This is a genomic window from Fannyhessea sp. C0108B2 (genome assembly GCF_056583915.1).
The window spans coordinates 1-22,796 of the sequence record NZ_JBWPJQ010000007.1 but is presented as its reverse complement, the minus strand read 5'-3'; the positions used below and the strand labels follow the sequence as shown (position 1 = coordinate 22,796).

The following is a 22,796-nucleotide window of genomic DNA, read 5'->3' as shown; positions in this document are numbered from 1 at the left end:
ACAGAGACCGCCAGATTTGCCCATACCTGGTGCTTAATACGTTTCAAGACGATAGCCCAACATACGAAGGGTAGTAATTTGAACCTTTGAATGAACGTATGCCAGCTTTTTGCGCAAAAATGAAACGTAGGCTTCTACCGAATTTTCTGACGCATCAGCTGTGGTACCCCATACATAGGTTAACAAATCCTGCTTGGACACTACACGTGACGGCGCACTCAGTAACATTTTTAAGACTTCAAATTCTTTACCCGAAAGATGAACGGAATGATTTTTGCACTTAAGGTCGTGCGTGCTTAAATCAAGCGTAAAATCGGCAAACCTCATCTGCTCGATAATTACATCTCCTTGCCTACGAGTAAGCGCGCGTAAACGAGCAAGTAATTCGGGAGCTTCAAAAGGTTTGGTAAGATAATCATCGGCACCTGCGTCAAGGCCATCAACTTTATCTTGTGTAGATGTCCGAGCAGTAAGAATTAAAATAGGCATAGAGTCGCCACTACGTCGAACTTCTTTGACAATATCAAGGCCGTCCATGCCAGGAAGCATTCTATCTACAATAGCCGCATCATATAATCCGCTTTGGCACGAGATGAGTCCTGATTTTCCGTCATATACGGCTTCAGCGTGGTAATGAGCATCTGTTAGAATACGAACGATGGCATCTGCTAAATTTTTTTCGTCTTCTATAACCAAAATGTTCATAGCCGCCTCCTTAGCGAAAATTTTCAACAACACATGTTTGTTTTAAAAGTATACTTGTACAGGTGAATAAATCTTATATATACCAGTTTATGCATGAAACTTAATTTCTGCTGAAACTATGAACTTTTTTATAAAAAACCAAAGATTTTAGTAAGAGTTCACAAAAACGACACGGTTTTTTACTGTTATAATGTCGTATAGTTAAACATTGCTTAAGTGGCAAAGCGACGCACTTTTTCTTCGTATCCATCGCGTCGCGTGTGTAAAGGAGTTCTACTTTGGCTGTAAAGATTCGTCTTGCTCGTCATGGAGCAAAAAAGCGTCCGTATTACCGTGTTGTTGTTGCTGATGGTCGCATGCCTCGTGACGGTCGTTACATTGAACAAATTGGTAGCTATAATCCGCTCACCAATCCAAAGTCAATTGATATCGATTTAGAAAAGGTTGATGCATGGGTAGCTAAAGGAGCTCAGCCTTCTTCTACCGTTTCTCACCTTATCGACATTGTACGCAGCGGTGCTGCTGCTCCAGAGAAGAAACGTAAACTCTCTAAGAAAGCTGCTGCTAAGGCTCAAGCTGCTGCAGAAGAAGCTGCGGCTGCTGCAGAAGATGCAGCTCAAGATGCGGAGTAGTTAACGTGAGTGATCAAATTCAGGAAAACGTCATGGATCAGGATATTCCTGAAACCCATGAAGAGCTCAACACTCAAGACGCGCAAGATAGCGCACATGCTGCCTCGCACAAAGAGTCTCTTTCTACGTTGCCTTTAGCAGAAGGTGAGCTTGCTTCCGATAAAGTTGCCGATCTTGTTGAATACATTGTATGTGGTTTGGTAACCAATAAAGAAGCTGTTGCGCTTGATGTTACCGATAGTAACGGCGCAGCACTCATCGAGATTTCGTGCGCCGAAGAAGATGCAGGTCGTATTATTGGCCGCAAGGGTCGCACCATTAAAGCAATTCGTACGCTTGCCCGAGCTCTTGGTTCGCGCGTTAACACAGCTGTTGAGGTTGAGGTTTTAGGATAAGTTATGTCTTGCCCGGAATATAGCGTGTTTGCTCGCATTTCTAAGGTATATGGTAATAAAGGAGAAGTCGTTGCACACTTTGTGCACGGCTTTTCTTTTACACCCACCCCACAGCAAGAACTGTATTGCATACCTCCCATGTTGCACCGTCCGCGCGTGCTTCACGTACAAGCGGCCACGTGCGCAGCCGATGGACTTGTTTTGTCGTTCGCAGAGCTTGATTCGCGAAGCATAGCCGAGTTTTATGTAGGCACTTACTTGGTTATCAACCGTTGTGATCTAACGGATGAGCAGGCAAAGCAAAGTATTGAGCCTGTGCTCAATAAAGCGGTGCACGATAAGCGTTTTGGTGATTTAGGTGTGGTAAGCGAGGTTCTTAGAAGTTCGGCTCAAGACACGCTTTTAGTACATGGCCAGTACTCTGATGTGATGATTCCGCTTGTTCCTGAGTTTGTAGATGATATAACAGCTGATACAGATATTATAACTACTCATATTCCGCAAAGCCTTCTTGATTTGCAAAGTAGGTTGTAAGTGCATGATTAACTTTGAAGTGCTTTCGATATTTCCTAACTTGTTTCAGCCATACATGGATGCGTCCATTATGGGCAGGGCACGTGCGCATAATCTCTATTCGCTTACAACGTACGATTTACGCCGCTGGACTCACGACGCACATCACAGTGTAGATGATGCACCATATGGTGGGGGACAGGGAATGCTTATGAAGTGCGAGCCTTTTTTTGAAGCTTTCTCTGAAATTTCTTCGTATAGCGCAGAAAAGCCCTACATTGTTATGTTTTCTCCGTGCGGTAAACGTTTTACACAAGCCTGCGCTGCTGAACTTTCGCACAAAAAGCGCGTGCTTTTTGCATGTGGTCACTATGAAGGTATTGATGAGCGTGTCTACCAAAAAGCCGACGCTATTTATTCGTTAGGTGATTATGTACTTACCGGTGCCGAATTAGCAACGCTTGTGGTGCTTGATGCTACTATTAGGCTCATACCTGGAGCTTTAGGCGATGCACAAAGTGCTCACGACGAATCATTTTCTGACGCAGGATTGCTTGAATATGCCCAGTATACACGTCCGCGTGAGGTAGAGGGCGCGCGTGTTCCTGATGTTCTGCTCAGTGGTAATCATGAAGCAATTAAAACGTGGAAACGTATGAATGCGCTTGAAAGAACGGCTCGTTGGCGTCCCGATTTGTTATCACGCGCAACGCTTAGTGATAAAGAGTATGATTTTGTTCAAAATCTAACATCTCATAGAAAAGAAATGTGATGTGTATGAGACATATGCAACCTCAACAAGAGCGTAGTTCATTTTTAAGAACGTGTTTTGACTGGGTCATAACACTTGCAATATCTGCAGGTATTGTGTTTGTAGTTCACGCTTTTGTGGCGGAAGTGTATTTGGTGCCTACGGGCTCTATGCTTTCTACCGTGCAGTTACAAGATCGCCTTATTGGAGAAAAGATCAGCTATAAGTTTGGAAAACCTCAAGCAGGAGATATCATTACGTTTAATGATCCTGCAGGTACAGGACATACCCTGCTTAAGCGTGTTATTGCAACTGAGGGTCAAACCATAGATTTGCGTGATGGCAATGTTTATGTTGATAACAAAAAACTTAACGAACCTTACGTTAATCACCAACCTACCGAGCCTATTACCAATCAGGGAGTAGGTCCACAAGGTGCAATTACGTTTCCTTATACGGTGCCTGCACATTGTATATGGGTCATGGGGGATAACCGAGGCAATTCGCTTGATTCGCGTTGGTTTGGTGCAGTAGATATATCTTCTGTTTCGTCGCGCGGATTTTGGATTATTTGGCCGTTTGACCATGCAAAAAGTTTGGAGCGTCCGCATTAAAGAGCGGCGCGTCTGTGTGTCTGCGCTTGTAGACATATAACACATGTAAGTTTTCCTAAAGCGGTAAGGAGATTGATATGAGCAAAACGCCCCTGACATTTCAGGATATGATTTTGACTCTACAAACGTATTGGGCGCAACACGGTTGTACCGTTATGCAACCCTATGACAGCGAAGTTGGTGCAGGAACATTTCATCCAGCAACGCTGCTTCGTTCACTGGGAAATAAGCCATGGGCGGCCTGCTATGCTCAGCCTTGTCGGCGTCCTGCTGACGGTCGTTATGGTGATAACCCAAACCGCCTGCAGCACTATTATCAATTTCAGGTGCTTATTAAGCCTTCTCCTGATAATGCACAAGACTTATATCTTGGCTCGCTTGAAGCAATTGGTTTGGATCCTCAAGAAAACGATGTCCGCTTTGTAGAAGACGACTGGGAATCGCCAACCCTTGGCGCCTGGGGGCTTGGTTGGGAAGTTTGGCTCAACGGTATGGAAGTTACGCAGTTTACGTATTTCCAGCAGGTAGGTGGCATTGAAGTTGCGCCTGTACCCGTAGAAATTACCTATGGTCTTGAGCGTATTGCAATGTATACACAAGGTGTAAATTCGGTCTACGATTTGGTGTGGAATAAGCTTGCAGATGGAACCTGTGTTACCTATGGTGACGTGTTTCACCAAAACGAGTTTGAATTTTCGACCTATAACTTTGAAGTTGCAAATGTTGAACTTATGCGCGAAAAATTTGACGAATACGAAGAAGAATGTCATGCCTGCTTGCGTCGTAATTTGCCGCTGCCTGCTTATGACTGTGTGATGAAATGTTCTCATGCGTTTAACTTGCTTGATTCGCGCGGTTCTCTTTCTGCTACCGAGCGCGCTAATTACATTTTACGAGTGAGAAGCGTTGCCAAGGCGTGCTGCGAGGCCTATTTAGCATCGCTTGCGGCGCTAGAATCAAAGGCACCCAAGCCTGCAGATAATTCTTTATCGAAACAAAACCCAACTGCAAATGAGGTGGCATAAATGAGCAAGTCGTGCGAATTCTTACTTGAAATTGGAACAGAGGAAATGCCGTCAGCACCTCTGATTCATGCAACAAAACAGCTGGCTCAGCTTATGCAGGCTCACTTGCAAAAAAGTGGCTTAACATTTGGTAGTGTTGAGGCGCATCAAAGTCCGCGTCGCCTGGCCGTTCTTGTGCATGATCTTGCAGCTCAAACACCTGAAATTAATGAGATTAAGCGTGGACCTGCTGCTTGCATTGCGTTTGATGCAAACAAACAACCTACAAAGGCGGCTTTGGGATTTGCAAAAAAGTGTGGGGTAGATGCGCATGATCTTATCGAAAAAACCGCAGAAGACGGCAAAAATTACGTTTTTGCCCAAAAGTTTATTGCAGCGCGTACCGCACAAGAGTTGCTTGGTGATATATGTCACGACATAGTAGCTTCGCTCGAATGGCCAAACTATCGAAGCCAACGTTGGGCGTTTGAAACCGAATCTTTTGTTCGTCCTGTTAGATGGCTTGTTGCTCTGTTAGATGAAGAAGTTATTCCGTTTTCTTATGCAGGAGTGAACTCTTCTTGTACAACGCAGGGTCATCGTGTGTTAGGACATGGCTTGCATACCATTGACTGTCCTGGCAACTATCGTGCAATTTTGCGCGACGCGGGCGTTTTGCTTGAAGACGAGCGTCGTCAAAAGATTTTAGACGAGGTAGCGGCCTATGAGTATGAGCATCCTCAGCTCCATGTTGACATGCCAAAAAAGACCTTTGAAGAGGTTATTAACTTATGTGAATATCCGCGCGTTTTAATTGGTTCTTTTGATCAAGAATTTTTGGATGTTCCGCACGAGATTATTTGTGAGTCCATGCTTACCAATCAGCGCTATTTCCCCATTTATACTAAAGATGGCGAACTCACACGAGATTTTGTGATTGTCTCAAACGGAGCTGCCTCTGCCGACAAAGCTATTATCGACGGTAATGAGCGTGTTGTTCGTGCGCGTTTAGACGATGCAAAGTTCTTTTTTGAAGAAGATCTCAAACATCCGCTTGATGAATATGTTCCGCGCCTTTCTAAAGTTGTCTTTCAAGAAAAGCTGGGAAGCGTCCTTGATAAAACCAATCGTATGACTAAGCTTATTTTGGTGTGCGCCGAGCTTCTTAAAGCAGATGACGCAGTGGCTAAGCTCTGTGAGCGCGCGGCTTATCTTGCAAAAGCCGATTTAGTAACCAATGCAGTGGTAGAATTTACTTCGCAACAAGGTGTTATGGGTGGCTATTACGCGCGCGCTATGGGCGAGGATCCGCGTGTGTGCAAAGCAATTGCCCAGCACTATCGTCCTCGTTTTTCTAAAGATGCAACGCCTGATGATTTTGTAGGAAAGCTTGTTGCGCTTGTTGATAAGCTTGATACAATTTGTGGCATGTTTGCTATTAACGAGCCTCCTACTGGCTCGTCCGACCCGTTTGCCCAGCGTCGTAGTGCCCTGGGAATTATAGCAATTTTACAAGAGTTGCCCTCGTGTTCGCTTAAGGCGCTTATCGATGCTGCTTTGAACTTGTTTAAAGAGCAAGGTCTTGATTTTGATGCGTCAGCGGTGTCCGCTTGCGTTAGTGAGTTTTTCTCGGTTCGTTTGCAAGCACTTGCAAAAGAGCAATCGGTAAGTGCTGAATCTATTTCTGCTATCGCTGCAATAGGAATTATTGACCCACGCGAATTTTTTGCGCGTGTACAGGCGTTTGATTCGGCGCGTACACGTGAGCCTCAGCTCTTTGAAGATTTAGCAATTGCATATGCACGTGCTTCTCACCTAACCGATGCAAGCTTGGGAACCGATGTAAACGTTTCCATGCTTACACCTGCGGAATTACAACTCTTTACTGCGTGTTCAAACGGTCGTGATAATGTGGAGAAAGCGTTGTCAAACGGTGAATACGCGCGTGCATTAGCCGCGCTTGCCGAATTAAGAGAGCCGATTGACCAATTTTTTAATGACGTGCGCATCATGGACGACGATACTGAAATTAGAAACAACCGCTTCCGCTTGCTAAATACTTTTACATCCGTCTTTAGCAAGGTGGCAGATATAGCGGCTTTAACTAAGAAGAAGTAATTCGTTTGGAGGTTTTATGTCTTTAGAAGCGCATCCACAACAATTGAAGCCCCGCACAGCGTGCATCTTTGTTATTTCTGATTCACGCGGTGAGACCGCTGCAAAAGTTGTTGAAGCTGCTGCAGATCAGTTTGAAGAAGGCAGTGTTATTGTAAAGCAGTTAGGTAATGTAACCAGTGTAGAAATGGTTATGGAATACCTTAAGAAAAATATGAACGATGATGTTCCTGTTGCTGTTTTTCATACCATTGTTAACGAGCCTTTACGAAGAGAGCTGCGTCGCACGTTTGACGACCAAGAGATTTCATCGGTTGACTTGCTAGGCCCTGCAATTACGGTTTTATCAACGCTTACTCATCGCGATCCGTTGTATGTGGCAGGACATCGTGCACATACCGTTATCGAAAAGCTCTAAGAGAGCCACTTGATCTGTACTATCAAAACAACTGTTAGCATGTTGCGTGTATAGATTGTATGGTACCCATCATGTGTATGCATGGTGGGTTTTTGTGTAAAGAAAACCTGGTATCTGCCACGCGCTCTAGCACACGCAGGCACGGAATAAATTACGCTTTGTACACGCTTTTAAGAATCTATCCAGCTATAACTTGGAAATGCCATACTTGAGCTACGTTTAGGAAAATCGCTTCGATAAAACGATCCGCGACTTTCGTTTCTCTTAAGTGACGCTAGAATAAACATTTTGGCAATAATGAGTTGCTGCTGTACCGCAAGTGTATACATAACATCGCGATATTGTGTGGTTGGCTCTTTTGTACTTGCCAAAACTTTATGCAGATAGGTAATGCTGCTTAGCGCCCGTTTACACGAAGGCGCGTCTTTAATCAAAAAACATTGTCGTGTCATAAGCATATGAAGCGTTTCTTCAATCTGCGCCGCTTGAGCAGATGCACATAACGAAAGCTGCGCCTGTGCAGCATAGAGGGTATCGGAATGAGTATCGATATATATGTCGTTGGTGTCTGTTTGTTCGAGCGCTTTGTGCGCTTGCTTTGCGCGTGCATAAGCTGCTGCTTCAAAGCCACTGATTTGTCCAAAGACAATACAGCTGGTAGACGACATGGCACCTAAGCGATCGGCGCCTTGCATACCTGCGGCTATTTCTCCAGCAGCAAAAAGTCCTTTAATATTATGATTGCAAGCCGTACGTGCAAGCGCATGCGAATCAATGACAACACCACCGTTAGATGTATATGCATACAAGTCAAAATTAAGACGTTTGTGCATAGACAACTTGGCCGCTTTAAGCGTGTTCATATAGGTCAGAATAGGTTGAGGAAGCCGATTTGGAAGGCGCGTATACAAAAGTGAAAGTTGATGGTTAAGACTTTGATCTGCAAGCTGTATGTCAAAAGATTTGCTCGAAAGACGCGAGGTAAACGGGCTATATTGCGAGCGGTGTTCCAACAGGTCTTTATCGCCTGTATGCAGCGGATGAATTAACGTATCGTCTGCATAAAAATCTGCCCACTTGAACATATCACGGTTGCATATAATCGGTGCGTGATTGCTATGAAATGCAGGTACAATTTGCATAAACTCAAGATTAGCCATGCATAAACCATGCGAAAGCAAAACAGCATGGATATTGCCAGCGCCTGATCGTGCGCTCAACGACCGCTTGAAAATTGAGGTAAAACCGCCCGTTGCCATAACAATACTTGTTGCTTTGATATATACAAAACTGTTGGTGTTGGTATCAAAAAACAGGGCTCCACAAATAACGTGTTCTGGCGCTTCTTCAGCTGCGCGATCTTGTGCGTGTTCCGCCGCTTCTTTCGCCGCTTGTTCTGGCGCGTGCATGGGCGCGTCTACCTGCGTATCTGGTGGTTTGTCAGAGCACGCGTAATCTTTTGGCATATGCTTTGATGTGCAGCGTGTAAAGAAATCTCTGTCCCATACATCCTCTGCAAGTACGCGTTGTCCACGTTCAACAAGATCAACGAGCTGCAGATGGGGTTTTTCGATAATATCGAGCTCATGAAATTTGCGCTCTAAGGCGTGGCGATACCGTTTTGGCTCAATTTTGCACCAGGAGCGCCTTCGATGGTCAAACGATGGGATGTATGTTTGTGCTTCTTCGCCACGGGGATGAATAAGACTCAATTTTTGATGTTTCAGATTTTCGTGAGCATCTGCAATGTGATCTACCATGGTTTTTACAAGCTCATGATCAGTTACGTTTTGACCTACGGCTTCAATGGTGCGAATAAGTTCATCTTTTTCTGAGTCACGAGGGGACTTCAGAACAATCATCTCGTAGGTACTGCGTGAAAAACTTGACCCCGAAAAAATATGAGAACTACTGGTAATAGCAACGCGTGCACCAAGTTGTGCGGCGGCGTAGGCTGCTTGTGTACCTGCAAGCCCTGCACCGATAACCAAAACATCTACTTGAAGTGTTGACGTGTGCATAATCCCTCATTTGCGTTTGAAATGGTGTTTTAAGACCGCCTGCAAGCACATCTTCATTATGAACTTAGCTTGTCAGCTCATGTTATACTGCACATAAGTTTTACAATACAAAACTGAAGCAATTTAGAAAACCATATCATAGGAACTATATGAGCATACATCATACTACACAACAAGCGCGCGTTGGTTTGTGTGTGCCAGATGAGAAAGCGCAGCGCGAAGCGTCCGCGCAAACGCAAGCACCCACGCGCACGATACATGGTATTCGCTGCGAGCTTGTGCATGAAGTTGAACAAGTTCCTGTGCTTCCTGGGTGTTATTTGTGGAAAAATGCGTCGGACATCGTAATTTATGTGGGCAAAGCAAAAAACTTACGCGCGCGTATGCTCCAGTACGTAACGCTTAGTGATGATCGTCTTAAAATTCCTCGTATGATGCTTGAAGTTGCAAGTTTTGATTACGTGGTTGTGAGTTCAGAACACGAAGCGCTGGTATTAGAACGTAACCTTATTGAGCAGTACAAGCCCTATTATAACGTTGATTTTAAGGACGACAAAAGCTATCCCTATATTGCGCTTACCAAAAATTCGCTGTTCCCCGCAATTAAATACACGCGCGAGCATCATAAACGCGGAACAAAATATTTTGGCCCATATACCGATGTGTATGCTGCACGCGAAACGATTGAAATTTTACGTAAAGCAGTGCCCCTATGCAGTGCTTCATGTACCGAGTGGAAAAGACTTGAGCGTTATTTTAAAAAGCACGCGGACGAAAAAGAACTTGCTCCGTTTAGTTTGGCACAACACGGTAAGGCGTGTTTTGATTATCATATGCAAAAAGCACCTGGTGCTTGTATTGGACGTATAGGTGTTGATGAGTATCGTCAAAATGTTGCGCTTATCGAGGACTTTTTATCGGGCAAGCGCAAGCATATCTTGGATGTATTGAGCGAGCGCATGGACGCTGCGGCACAAGATCTTGAGTTTGAAAAAGCGGGGAGAATAAAGCATCGCTTGCAGGTATTGCAGGCGCTTAACGATAAACAAAAAGTTGTTTTTTCGTCGCGGCTCTCTATGGACTGCATTGGGTTTTATCGCGAAGAAACCATATCGGCTGCCTGCGTGTTTATTGTTCGTGAGGGGCGTGTTATTCGCACGAACGAATTTATTTTGAATAAAGGTCTAGACGTTCCAAAAAACGAACTGCAAGAGAGTTTCATCAAGCGTTATTATCATCAAACAGCAGATATTCCTGCCGAAATTAACCTTGATGAAATGGTTTTGGATGTAGATGCGCTTAGCAATTGGTTGAGTGAAAAACGTGGCTCGCACGTGACATTTCGCGTTCCCCAACGTGGTGAAAAGCGTGATTTGCTTGCTATGGTCATACAAAATGCTTCGTGCGCACTTAAACGTTACTCGGTACGAACGGGGTATAGTGAGGATCGTACTAATCTAGCTTTAACACAGCTCGAAAGCGCGCTTGCGCTTGACCGCGCGCCCTTGCGCATCGAATGTTTTGATATATCTACTCTGCATGGCTATTTTACCGTGGCGTCTATGATTGTATTTACCAATGGTCGGGCGGACAAAAGTCAATATCGAAGATTTATTATTAAAACACCGCTTGATGAGGCTAACGATTTTGTGTCTATGCAGGAAGTTCTTTCTAGACGGTATAGCAAAAAAACTATGAGCAATAAGCGTTTTGGCAAAAAGCCTGATTTATTGGTGCTCGATGGAGGAAAACCGCAGCTTTCTGCCGCGCTTTCGCAGTTGCGCGCGCTTGATTTGGATATACCGGTGTGCGGTTTGGCAAAATCCGATGAAGAGGTTTTTGTGCCCTGGGATACAACGCCTATTGTTTTGCCTTCGGGTTCTGCGTCTTTGTATTTAATTAAACAAGTTCGTGATGAGTCACATAGGTTTGCGATTACCTTTCATCGTGAATTGCGCGATAAAGCAATGACTAAATCAATTTTAGACTCAATTGAAGGTGTTGGTCCCAAGCGTAAGCATGCTTTGCTTACTCATTTTGGTTCTATGAAGCGCTTGCGCGCGGCAAGCGTGGGTGATATTGCACAGGTTTCAGGTATTTCCGCTCAAGTTGCACAAAATGTGTGGGAAGTTCTGCAAACGTGGCATTAGCAGCACGGCAGGTATTGCGACGTCGCATGGCATGAGCAGCATTCGTTGCACGTTGTCATCGTCGGCGTTGCATGGAATTGCTGGCATAAAGTTTTACCGTCGTAATTTCGTTGTAAATTTTGTACGTTACTATTCATTCGCAAAATTTTGGATGATAATAAAAATATACGTTTGCACGCTACACTCGATGATGTACGTATGCACACGTAAACTTACTGGCAATCGGATAAAGGATAACGTATGGGCGCACCAGTTAAAGAGAACATTAAATATAGCGACTTTGAAAAACTTGATATTCGCGTTGGAACAATTTTGCACGTTGATGATGTGCCCGATTCAAATAAGCTGGTTTGCCTTACGGTAGATTTCGGTGATTTTAAGCGCACCATTCTTACCGCTCTTAAAGAAGAGCGCGAGAGTCCTGAAGAGCTCGAAGGAATGCAAACACTGTTTTTGGTAAACATGGCTCCTCGTAAGATGGCGGGTATGACCAGTGCTGGCATGTTGCTTGATATTGGCTACGAGGACAATATTCCGTCTGTTATGCCTACGCTTGAACATCCCGTACCAAACGGTACGCGTCTGTGCTAGTTTGCCTTTTGTTTGATTGTGACATCCCATGAACTCAGCAACTCATATAGAACATACAGAGCACATTGCAAACCACCCGCAGATTCCCGATGTGGTTGTTATTACCGGCATGAGTGGAAGCGGCCGCACGCAGGCAATGCACGTGTTTGAGGACATGGGTTATTACTGTATTGACAATTTGCCACCGCGTCTTATTTTGAGCTTGGCGCAAATGGTTGGAATCAATTCTGGGATTGGTCGTCATTTGGCTGTAACGTGTGACTTGCGCAGTCAAGGTCTCTTTGACGAGATGCTCGACATTTTGCATCAGTTGCACGACGCGCACATGTTTGTAAAGACACTATTTTTGGATAGCAGCGATGATGTTCTTATTCGTCGTTATAGCGAAACGCGCCGCCGTCATCCGCTTGCAAATCGCAAAGAAAGTTTATCGCATACTATCCAGCGCGAACGTGAGCAACTTGCTGTTATAAGGCAACAAGCCGATTTAATCATTGACACCTCTCATCTGCGCGTAAACGATTTGCGCCTTAAAATTCGTCGTGAGTTTAGCGAGCGCTCGGATCTTCAGCTTATGGACGTCAACGTATTTTCGTTTGGATATAAATACGGAACTCCTGCAGAGGCCGATGTTATGATGGACGTGCGCTTTTTGCCTAATCCGTTCTATGATGCGCATATGCGCCCTTTAACTGGTCGCGATAAGCTTGTCCGCGACTTTGTGCTTAATAACGATGTAACACGCAAGTTTTTATCCTCGTGGACTACGCTTCTTGATGTGGTTATGCCAGGTTATATCAACGAGGGTAAAACGCGGCTCTCTATTGCAATTGGATGTACGGGTGGCCAACATCGAAGCGTTGCAATTGCAGAATATACTGCGCATTATCTGCAACAAAAAGCTTACCGAACAATTGTTTCGCATCGTGATTTGCACTTTGCCAATGCAGACGCACCCGCCTCATCTCAAAATACGTGTGAGCATGACGCTAAGCCTTCAACTGATAAGGCATAACCATGTCGTTTACTGCCTCTGTCAAAGACGAATTATCACACATCAACGCTACATGTCCGCACTGTGATTATGCTCTTTTATCGGGGATTGTAAGAATATGCGGTTCGTTATCACTTAAAGGCTCTACTACATCGCATTCAAGATATTCGGTAACCATTGCCACCGAAACCGGTGTAGTGGCTCGTATGATTATCAATCTTACTCATACACTTTTTGATCTTGATACCTATTTAACGGTACGACATTCTAACTTGCATAAAACAAGAAATTACGTTATTCAAATTCCTTATCAAGACAGTTTGCCAACATTTTTGCATACGCTCGAAATTTTGGATGCCACTGGTGCATTATGCACAGGCATTCCTCAAAAGCTTTTACAGCGAACGTGTTGCGCGCAGGCATTTTTGCGTGGATGTTTTATTGCAGGTGGTTTTATGAGCGACCCAAGAACATCATTTCATATGGAAATCTCGGTGTCTTCGGCTGCGTTTGCACGCGAAATTGTAGCGCTTGCAGATACCTTTGGCATTGTGATTCGCAGTAATCAAAGGCGTTCAACCATTTCTTTATATATCAAAAAGTTTGATTCAATTTTGCTGTTTTTACAGGTTGTAGGAGCAAAGCGTCTGTCGCGTGCCTTTGAGAATATACGCAAGGTAAAGCGTCTTAAAAACGAAGTGAATCGTAGGGTAAATGCCGAAATGGCAAATCAAACTCGATCATGCATGGCAGCAACTGATCAGCTGCTACTGATCGAAAAAGTTTACGCGCGCTATGCGCCCGATGATTTGCCGCGTGCGCTTCGACAATTTTGTGAAGTGCGCAAGGCACATCCCGAGCTTTCTTTAGCTGCGCTTGGCGAGCTTGTTTGTCCTCAAGCCTCAAAATCTGCTATGTATCATCGTGTTTTGCGTTTGCAAAAACTTGTAGACACCCTGGAGTAGAAAATCAGCTATGACGTACTGATTTCGCTGTTTTCCAGAATTTTCCTCTATGCTGAAATTTCACATTATTTTAAGGTAAAATATAAACACATCTGTGTTTTTTAGGTATTGGAGGATTTTGTGAAATCTCAGGGTAAGCATACAGAGAAAACCAAGCGCACAAAGGTGCAAAAAGACATGCATCATGCCGATGTTTCTACACTTGCGGCAGGAGCTACTTCCATGCTGGTTGCGTCGTCATTGTATTTAGGTGTTAATGCCACGCACGCTGAGGCGCATGAAGCCACTACAGATGAGCACGATTCTTCGCATAACCTGTTGCTTAATTCTCATAAAGAAGCAGCGTCTGACGCACCTGAGACTCAGGCTTCACCTAAGCACATCCCTTTACATGCAGAAAAGTCTGCACCTAAAGTGTTGAGCACATCCGCACCGTTAGAAGATTCTGCTCATAAAAAAACGCTTACCCCCCCCCCTAGCTCAAAAGAAGGAATCTGTGTCTGGAGCCAGCGATGCTGGTGTGGAGCCTTCTGTTAACAACGCAAACGCCATCGCACACGCACAAGAGAGATCTCAAGAAAGTGCAGGTCGTGTGCGCACCAAGCGCTCTCTTGCAAGCTGGCGAAAACAACAAGAAGAAGATAGAGATTTTGACCTTAAGGGTCTTGAACTTCATAAGGTACAAGGTGCCAAAGAGTTTAATTCCGAGGCATTTAAACTTCAACAAGCAAAAAATTCTGCCATCGCATTCTTACAATATGCGCTGAGCTGGAATAACAATGATGACAATAAGGTTATTGACGAAACCTCAGGAAGTGTACCGCGTACCGATGCATTTATCGGTCAAAATGCAATTTTGGGTATTAGAAACGCCTCAGACCGTAATGAAATTAGACGCTGGCTTGATTATGTGTTTTGGCACAAGCGCGGCATGTACATTGTGCCCGAAAATCCTTCTGATATTCGAACGCCTGACGATGTGTTTGGTCTCTATAAGCCTGGTACTTTTTTGTATGGTACGCATAATAATGCACGTGATATTCCCACAGTTAAAGATATTAATGGCACTATTTATGTGAGCAATAAACCTATTAAGGATAATCAGGGCAAATTAGTAGGATACCGCTGGTATTTGCGTTTTAATAAAAATCATGACTTACATCGATCGGGTCATAATTATTTTACGGTGCCAAAAGGTCAAACGATTGTTTCATCGCGTGATGGCAAGGCATTTCAAGACTCAACGTTTAAAGTAACATCAAAAAATGTAACACAAAGCGGACTCCAATCCATGACCTATACGGGTCAAGGTGTTGACAACCTGTTTGCGAATATTAGAAATAAAAATAAGGATATGATCAGCAGTATGGTTACCGGTACTGCTGAAGGCCCCAACACCTATCTTAATGACAACAATAAACCTTATGTGTATGAGGGGAATAACGCTTGGTGGTCAAACAACAAGTATAACTTTACTGGTTTTGCCCATACCCTAAAGGATATCATCTATAAGCATTATTGGGAAGGAACCCAGTACCCACAAAAAGGCTGTACAAAAAAGAACAACAGTGATGAATGGACGGACCTTGCTGCTTTTACAAATAACTCTGATGGCATTAAGATGGGGCCGTTTGTAGATAACTTATATAAATATAAATTTGATTTCAATAAGCAAACAGCAAGTGACTATCAACAGATCGACTATGCGCAACTCATTCAGGAAAACACAGGACGCGTATTTCTGTTTGATACACGTAGCCAAGATACAGCTATGTATGAGCTCACTTACGACACGCGTATTGATGATCCCAACTCGCCAAATGCGCATAACCCCTATTATGCAGCAGGGTATCGCTCATACGAGAAGCGAACCACTATCAATTTTATGCAATGGGGCGGTATGCGCTTTAAGCCCGAGCTTGATATTACGGTAAATGGCACTAAGAACAATATTAAAGTTGACTCTACCACTAAAAATGAATATGTTGTTGTTCACGAAGGTGAAAAAACTAAAATCTCGCTGAGTTCCAAAAATGATAAGCAAGGCTTGTACATGTGGACAAGCGAGTATAAGAGCAATTCTCCTCTTTCTTATCAGCTTGGAAAGTCAGATGAAAATCTCTTTAATGCCGATTTTAAAGAAACACCTGTAGATGTTGATAACAACGTACACAACCCGTACGTGCATCATAACGCCCGCATTGACCTAAGCGGTGTAGTTATTGCTAAGCCGAATAGTGAAATGAATATTGCATGGGCCGGTTCTGGTTTTCCGTGCTTTTGGGATAAGGATATTACGGACATTTACGGAGATAAAAGGGCTGTTGACGACGGCCTCAACGCCTTTTTGCCCAACCGCGAAATTAAATCCTTAAATGTGCGCGTGATTCCTGCAGCAGCGTATGCCAAGAAAACCAAGATTGGTGTGCGTTTTAAGGGTCAAAAAATTGTTCTTTCAAAGGATGAAAAGAATAAGGTTAAACAAACTATTATCGACGCAAATAAAGACCACTACGATATTGTCCAAAATGACGCAAAGCATCCGTTTGTAGTAAATGATGACGGAAGTGTCAGTTTTTGGATTAGTTTTAATGCAGCAAAGCATAAAGGCGACGCGCCTGACATGCAGTATCGAAATCTTACGCTTAAAGCTTCGGACACATTGAGCTATAGCACGGTAGACGTGGTACCGCAGAACGGATCTGCTGAGTTTTCGCTTACCGACGCAAACGGAAATGTGAAGCCTACGCTTACGATTTATAATCACGAGCCGTATACTGTCCAAGCAAAGGTAATCGACACCACCAATAAGATGACCGATTTTCTTACCACAAGCTCAAACGTTCCTGGTCTTTCAAGCGACCATGAGGATTACCAACAAGCGCACCGCGGTATGTCGGTTGATAGTGCCCATCCTTATGTACTGACGCTTAAGGGACAGGGTGCAACCCGTGAAAACGACGGCAAGAAGACCTACACCTTTAGCTTTGAATCGTGGGATGGCGAGAACATTCGATCCACGTCTATGCCCGTAACGGTGGTGGTTGCTCCTCAAGCAGGACGTTATCGCAATAAAGTAAACGGTACACTGGTTACGGTTGAAGTGAACGACCCTCATGCAAATCTTACGCCTGAACGCTTTGTAGACGACAGTACTAAAGCACTTCTAAGCAAAGCTCCTTCGGGTGATCCTCATAAAAAGGGAGTTACGTATTCATGGGGAGTTGCGCCTGGTTCACATGCCACGCCCTCGGCGCCAACGATCGATAAACTTACCAACAAAGGAAACGGCTCTAAACCTGTATATGTACGAGCTACGTTTAGCGATGGCTCATTTATTGATATTGCAGGAAATCTGTGCGTCGATGACAAAACAAAGCCTCAGCTTGCATTTGAGAAAGTCACTCAAACTGCTGACGGAAAAGAGCATACGCAAGACCTTACCGCAAATGCTGATGGTAGCTATAACGTAGACGTATATGCCGACGAGAAATTTACGATTCGCGTAAAAGGTAGCGATAACTCGAATATCGTACAGGATCTGCGGGTACAGGCGGCCACAGGTTCAGGTTTCCCATCGTGGGTTACTTCTGATGAAGCTGCTGTTCAGCAAAAGTATATAAAAGATACGAATGGTGCACGTGATATGCGTGGCTCGCAAGACAATCCCTATGTAGTGACGCTTACCGGCACTGCTCCTAAGCATCCTTTAGATCCTAATGCTGAGCAAACATTTGAGTTGACGGCACGTGCGTGGGATGTGAAAGACCAAACACAAGAAGCGCACCTTGCGATTCATGTTGTGTCACAAAAGCGCAAATACGCCAATTTGCGTCCGCATGAACAGACCATAGAAGTAAATGCGTCAGTTCCCGATGTGCGCAGCTTTATATATACTTCGGACGGCACGCAAGCGCTTCTTCCGAAAAATGCTAACTTTAGCTATCTTGATTCCGAAGGCAATACATGTACGGGCTTTGATAACCAGTACAGAAAAGATCCTCAAACTAGAACTATTCGTATTACGTTTAGTGATGGATCTTCCGTTGACGTTGAGAATGCAAAACTGCACGTCCAAGACACCAAACTTGCAAGCGTTTCTCTTGTTGCAAAGACGGGCGCTATCATTACAGGAAACGCGCAAGGTGTGCAGACGCTTGCGCCTTCTGAGTCCTTTGCTGCAACGAGTGCGCCGAAGATCACGGTATACGCGAACGAAGCATTTAGCTTTGATGTCCAGGTGCGCGATAACTCAAACCATGTCATGGATGTTCGTTTGGGCGATGTAGCAGGAAGCTATTTAACATCAAATGAAGCTACGTATCAGCAAGACCATCGTAATCAGGATACGTCTACAACTTCTTATACCATAAGTGTAACGGGCTTGGCGCGCGAGCAAGGTACGCGCACGTTTAAGGTGAGAACCTGGGACGGCGCTGATCACGAAGGCTTCATGCAATTTGTTGTGGAAGTTTTGCCCCAAGCACAAAAGTATACAAAGCTTGAGGGCGCACAAAAAACAGTTGAAGTAAACGATCCAACTGTACATCTCTCGCCGCGCGATTTTGTAAGTCAACAAACGCTTGATGCGTTGAAGAATGTAAATGGTGGTGTGAGCTATGAATGGGCAAAAGCTGAGGGTGCTTCTACGGGTACCGCTCCATCAATAGACAAGGTGTCCGCGCGCAAGGGCCGCACCTATACACCTTCCGATGTGGCAGTGGTCGCTCGTTTTCATGACAGCTCTACGGCAACTATTACCGGAAAGCTCGTTGTTCAAGATACACATGCGCCTCAGATAAAAATCGTTGCTACTCCTGGTGAGGATGCTCAGCACCAGCCACTAGCTGGCAAAGTGAAGCTTATATCTACAACAGAGAATAATCAAGTTATTACGAAGATCGTTGTGTATCGAAACGAGCGCTTTGGCGTTCAAGCTGAAGCAGTGGATAATTCGGGCGTGGTGAATGATCTAAAAAATAGAATAACACTTCCCTGGGTATCCAATGACCGTGACAGCTACTACCAGCTTAATAGTGGTAAACGCGGTACACAAAATGATCCTTATGTGCTGCGGATGTATGGAACGGTGCCAAAGAACTCCACGCTGGGCTTACCCTATCCAAACACGACGCGTAAAAAATCTGAATATACGAGGCCAATTGATGCATCGGACGGCGTTGGTAACCAATCAACTGCATATATTAGATTTGTAGTAACAGAACAGGCAGCTCAGTTTGACGATCAAACTGTATCGGGCAGAACGCAGTCGATTTCAGTTAATAAAACGCTTAACTATACTCCGGCAGACTTCGTATCAGATGCCACTAAGAAGCTGCTTAGCGGCGCCAACGGGGGAGTCACATCGTATACGTTCAAAGATGGAGCTCCTTCCACAAGCACAGTTAACCGAGACGGTGTGGCAGTTTCGGTACTTGCTCACTTTTCTGATGGATCTACCAAGGAAATCCAAGGCAAGCTTGAAGTTACGGACAAAAATGACCCTGTAGTTACCTTTGCAAAACACGAGGCGCCTGGCAAGTCCAATGCCGTTGACGTAGATAACGAACAGCGGACCATTACCGTGTATCGAAACGAGCACTTTAGCGTAGACGTGCGTGTTGTTGACGACTCTAAAGTTGTGACGGACGCCATGCTTTCCAATAAGGGAACCGATCCAGTTGAATTCCCGCACGCTACCATTACAACCGATCACGATATGCAAGGTGTGGATCATGGTAAGAACCCTTATATCTTGAACATCAGAGGTAAATTTAACGGTGACGCTGGTACGGGAACATACACGCGCACTATTGTTGCAACTGACGGCAATGGAAATCAAAGTATCACGCAGTTTAAGTTTGTCGTTAAAGAACAAAGCGCGCGCTTTACGCAAGCTCAGCTCCATGGTGCTGTTAAAAAAGTTGAAGTCAATTCGGTTGCACCTGCACCGTCTGATTTTGTAAACGAAGACACCAAGCGTTTGCTTGGTAGCTCGCTTGCACAGAATCCTTATACTTTTGCTGATGACAAGGCACCTGCTATTGACAAAGTTGACACGAGCGGTAAAGATGTGGCTATTACCGTCACTTTTAGCGATAATTCAACGGCAACTATTACTGGTACGCTGAAAGTAGTCGATACAACGGCGCCCCAACTTAAGATTGATAAAACACCTGATGTAAGCGGTGCTTCTAACCTTATTGAGTCGATAATGCATGATAAGACGAATCACACAACGCGCATTGTGGTGTATCGCAACGAACGCTTTAGCATTCAAGCAAAAGCTACGGATAATTCTGGTGTTATTAACGATGTTCAGCGTCAAGGCGATAACATTCCAGGTATTTCTGATGACCGCGATAGTTATCAGGCTGCCAACCACGGAAAACGTGGTACGAGTGCTGATCCTTACGTTTTGACGATTTCGGGTGTAGTGTCCAGCTCAACACAATTAACTAATTCTGACTTAGCTACCAACCGCAAGGCTGACACCTTTACACGTTCTATTTGCGCTTGGGATGGCGTGGATCATACCTCTGTTGAAACGCTTCAGATCGTTGTAAAAGAGCAGGCAGCGCAGTTTGATGGTAACAAGAAGATCGAAGGCGCCACCAAAGAAGTGGAAGTCAATACCACTGAACAGCTGCTCCCTGCAGACTTTGTAAGTGACGAGACGAAACGGCTCTTTGATAAGGCGAACGGCTCCGAAACATATGCGTTTACCTTTGATAATGACCATAAGGTTGATAAGGTAACCACGGACGACGGATCCACCGTTTCTGTGACAGTGACCTTTAGTGACGGCTCCAAGCAGATCGTGCTTGGCCATCTTAAAGTTAAAGATAGCGTTAAACCCGTTCTGTCTGTTGTTAAAACGCCTGATACTGCAGGTGAGAGCAATAAAACTGCATCGGTTACTCAAACTGGTGATACGGTTACGGTTGAGGTGTATCGCAACGAGCACTTTAGCATTCAGGCAAAGGCAAGCGATAATTCTGGCTTGATCAGCGATGTTGTGGTGAGTGGGGAAAATATTTCAGGTGTCGAGAATGATCACGATGCGCACCACAATGATTATAAAGACAAAAAGGGTAGCGAGGCTGATCCCTACGTTGTAACGATTTCGGGAACTGTTCCTGCGAGCACAACGCTTCGCCAGCGCGGCACAGATGGTCATGCCTATGATCAGTTTATGCGCACGATAACCGTTACCGACAGTGCGGGTAATGCATCGAGCTATACGCTCAAGCTTGTGGTCAAAGAACAAGCGGCGCAGTTTGAAGACAGCGCGCTTACGGGTGCCACGCAAACGGTAGAAGTTAACTCAGGCAAAAGCCTCCAAGCTGCTGATTTTGTAAGCGCCGCAACAAAACAAGCGCTTCAAGCTGCGAAAGTTACTGCAACCTATACATTTAACGACCAAAACGACCACAAAATTGATGTTATTACCAAAGATCGACTTGGCAAAAAAGTTACCATTAAGGCAACTTTTGGCGATGGTTCAAGTAGATTAATAGAGGGTCGTCTTGTTGTAAACGATGTAACTAAGCCTGTTGTGAGCGTGGAAGCACCAGCAAAGATGAAGCCGCTTGCGCACGCGGGCGAGGGTAGTGCTGCCTCGGATACAATCGCAAACAGCGTTGAATTGAAACAGTCGTCCGCAGATCCAAACACGTACAATTTGACAGTTTGGAAAAATGAGCCGTTTGAGCTTCATATTAAGGCGCATGATAACTCTCACATTATTGCCGATGTTAATGTTAAAGACGACGTGGACATTCAAGGTTTTTCTAATGACCACGATGCGTATAAGCAACAATTGAGCTCAAGCACAAAGGGTACCGAAGCCGATCCCTATGTCTTAACCGTGCGCGGTGCCTTTAGCAAGGACGCTCAAACGGGCTTGTATTCGCGTACTATTCGCGCGGTAGATGAGTCGGGTAACTCTACCGATATCACGCTGAACATCACGCTCAAAGATCAAAGTGATAAGTACCGTGATAAGAAGGTATTTTCTAGCAATAAGGTTCTCGCACCAACAGGTTTTGATTGGGCGCACGCGATCGAGGGTGCTGGTCAGTCGCTTGTTGCCGAAAAATTTGTCAAGCATACGGGTACGGTTCCTTCGGATGTCACATATAAACTGGTTGTTGCCCAAGGTGGTGATCCTGGTACGGAGCCTGGAGGCGGCACACCCGTTGCACAAAAGCCTACCGTTGTTGTGACATTTAGCGATGGCTCGCATATAGACGTTGCGCTTGATGTGCAAACTGTTGCCGATACGCCGTCTACAGAGGCGGGGGCACATGCTCTGGCACCTGCAGTTGCTACGACAATCACCAGAATGATTGTGGTGAAACAAGATGGTTCGTTGATTGATCCGCAGCCGCTTGCGCAGAGTGCGCACTTTGTTCGCTATGTTATTGAGAAGAGTGGCGAAGGACAGGCGCTCTCGTATGAAACAGGTATGTGGCTCCATCCCAATCTTGTTGAGCATGGGAAGATTGATTCGTATGGCAGCTTTGCAACGTTTAAAAAGTATCAGCCTAAGCCTAAGAGCGGATATACCATTTTTGAGGATCACAATGATACGCTTGAGGTAAAACCAAATCCCGATCCGCATGGTGCGATTCGAATTCCTCTGCGCGCGAATGCTGCATTTAGAAGTGCGCTTATTGAACGTGCGGTGGACGAGGCACAGGCGCGTATTGCCCGAGGCGTTAATGAGTATGATTATCTGGTAAAAACTGGTGTCGCGAGCGATTTTGTAGCGGCGTCGTCTATCCCCGATGTTGTTATTGAGTATAAGAAGAATGTAATTGATGCAACAGGTGACCAAGCACCTGAAGGCTATGTACGTATTAGCTTTAAAGCGGGAGCCAACGCAACGATCCAAGGAGCAGATGCTCAAACTCATATCAAAGC

At 44.9% G+C, this 22,796-nt stretch carries 16 protein-coding genes; 14 read left to right on the top strand and 2 right to left on the bottom strand.

The features are described 5' to 3' along the window. Positions 1-33: 33 nt before the first annotated feature. On the bottom strand, positions 34-705 hold the full coding sequence (locus tag AC1DBT_RS04455) for a response regulator transcription factor (RefSeq protein WP_276799406.1): 672 nt from the start codon (positions 703-705) through the stop codon (positions 34-36). Positions 706-983: 278 nt separating this feature from the next. Between AC1DBT_RS04455 and rpsP the strand changes: the two genes are divergently transcribed. From rpsP to AC1DBT_RS04415, 8 genes are all read left to right on the top strand, one after another. Continuing rightward, complete coding sequence (gene rpsP, locus AC1DBT_RS04450; RefSeq protein ID WP_006303237.1) at positions 984-1,337, top strand: 30S ribosomal protein S16; 354 nt, start codon at positions 984-986, stop codon at positions 1,335-1,337. A gap of 32 nt (positions 1,338-1,369) precedes the next feature. Continuing rightward, entirely contained in the window at positions 1,370-1,732 is a 363-nt protein-coding gene (locus AC1DBT_RS04445; protein WP_010242782.1) for a KH domain-containing protein, read from the top strand. Between the two features lie 3 nt (positions 1,733-1,735). Continuing rightward, positions 1,736-2,266 carry a ribosome maturation factor RimM gene (locus AC1DBT_RS04440; protein ID WP_480018757.1) on the top strand — a complete coding sequence of 177 codons (531 nt, stop codon included), beginning with the start codon at positions 1,736-1,738 and terminating at the stop codon, positions 2,264-2,266. A gap of 4 nt (positions 2,267-2,270) precedes the next feature. After that, a complete protein-coding gene (trmD, locus tag AC1DBT_RS04435; protein ID WP_480018756.1) occupies positions 2,271-3,017 on the top strand; it encodes a tRNA (guanosine(37)-N1)-methyltransferase TrmD in 747 nt (248 codons plus the stop codon). Between the two features lie 5 nt (positions 3,018-3,022). Continuing rightward, complete coding sequence (gene lepB, locus AC1DBT_RS04430) at positions 3,023-3,610, top strand: signal peptidase I (RefSeq protein WP_276790434.1); 588 nt, start codon at positions 3,023-3,025, stop codon at positions 3,608-3,610. Between the two features lie 77 nt (positions 3,611-3,687). Continuing rightward, a complete protein-coding gene (locus tag AC1DBT_RS04425; protein ID WP_480018755.1) occupies positions 3,688-4,635 on the top strand; it encodes a glycine--tRNA ligase subunit alpha in 948 nt (315 codons plus the stop codon). After that, entirely contained in the window at positions 4,636-6,732 is a 2,097-nt protein-coding gene (gene glyS / locus AC1DBT_RS04420; RefSeq protein ID WP_480018754.1) for a glycine--tRNA ligase subunit beta, read from the top strand. Positions 6,733-6,748: 16 nt separating this feature from the next. After that, on the top strand, positions 6,749-7,147 hold the full coding sequence (locus AC1DBT_RS04415; protein WP_480018753.1) for a kinase/pyrophosphorylase: 399 nt from the start codon (positions 6,749-6,751) through the stop codon (positions 7,145-7,147). Positions 7,148-7,317: 170 nt separating this feature from the next. Here AC1DBT_RS04415 and AC1DBT_RS04410 read toward each other — a convergent pair whose 3' ends face one another. Continuing rightward, the gene (locus AC1DBT_RS04410) at positions 7,318-9,168 is read right to left on the bottom strand and encodes an FAD-binding protein (protein ID WP_480018752.1); all 1,851 of its coding nucleotides are present in this window, start codon (positions 9,166-9,168) and stop codon (positions 7,318-7,320) included. 149 nt (positions 9,169-9,317) lie between these two features. Here AC1DBT_RS04410 and uvrC point away from each other — a divergent pair, with 149 nt between their 5' ends. The 6 genes from uvrC to AC1DBT_RS04380 form a co-directional block, all read left to right on the top strand. Continuing rightward, positions 9,318-11,318 carry an excinuclease ABC subunit UvrC gene (uvrC, locus tag AC1DBT_RS04405; RefSeq protein WP_480018751.1) on the top strand — a complete coding sequence of 667 codons (2,001 nt, stop codon included), beginning with the start codon at positions 9,318-9,320 and terminating at the stop codon, positions 11,316-11,318. A 240-nt stretch (positions 11,319-11,558) separates the two neighbouring features. Then, complete coding sequence (locus AC1DBT_RS04400; protein ID WP_480018750.1) at positions 11,559-11,909, top strand: tRNA-binding protein; 351 nt, start codon at positions 11,559-11,561, stop codon at positions 11,907-11,909. Positions 11,910-11,937: 28 nt separating this feature from the next. Next, positions 11,938-12,924: an RNase adapter RapZ gene (gene rapZ / locus AC1DBT_RS04395; RefSeq protein WP_480018749.1), complete on the top strand. Its 987-nt coding sequence runs from the start codon at positions 11,938-11,940 to the stop codon at positions 12,922-12,924. A gap of 2 nt (positions 12,925-12,926) precedes the next feature. Then, positions 12,927-13,868 (top strand): DNA-binding protein WhiA, encoded by a 942-nt coding sequence (gene whiA, locus AC1DBT_RS04390; RefSeq protein WP_480018748.1) that lies wholly within the window; start codon positions 12,927-12,929, stop codon positions 13,866-13,868. Positions 13,869-13,988: 120 nt separating this feature from the next. After that, on the top strand, positions 13,989-14,405 hold the full coding sequence (locus tag AC1DBT_RS04385; protein ID WP_480018747.1) for a hypothetical protein: 417 nt from the start codon (positions 13,989-13,991) through the stop codon (positions 14,403-14,405). Next, a partial coding sequence (locus AC1DBT_RS04380; RefSeq protein ID WP_480018746.1) for a sialoglycan-binding domain-containing protein occupies positions 14,365-22,796 on the top strand: 8,432 nt, incomplete at its 3' end. The genes AC1DBT_RS04385 and AC1DBT_RS04380, both read left to right, overlap by 41 nt.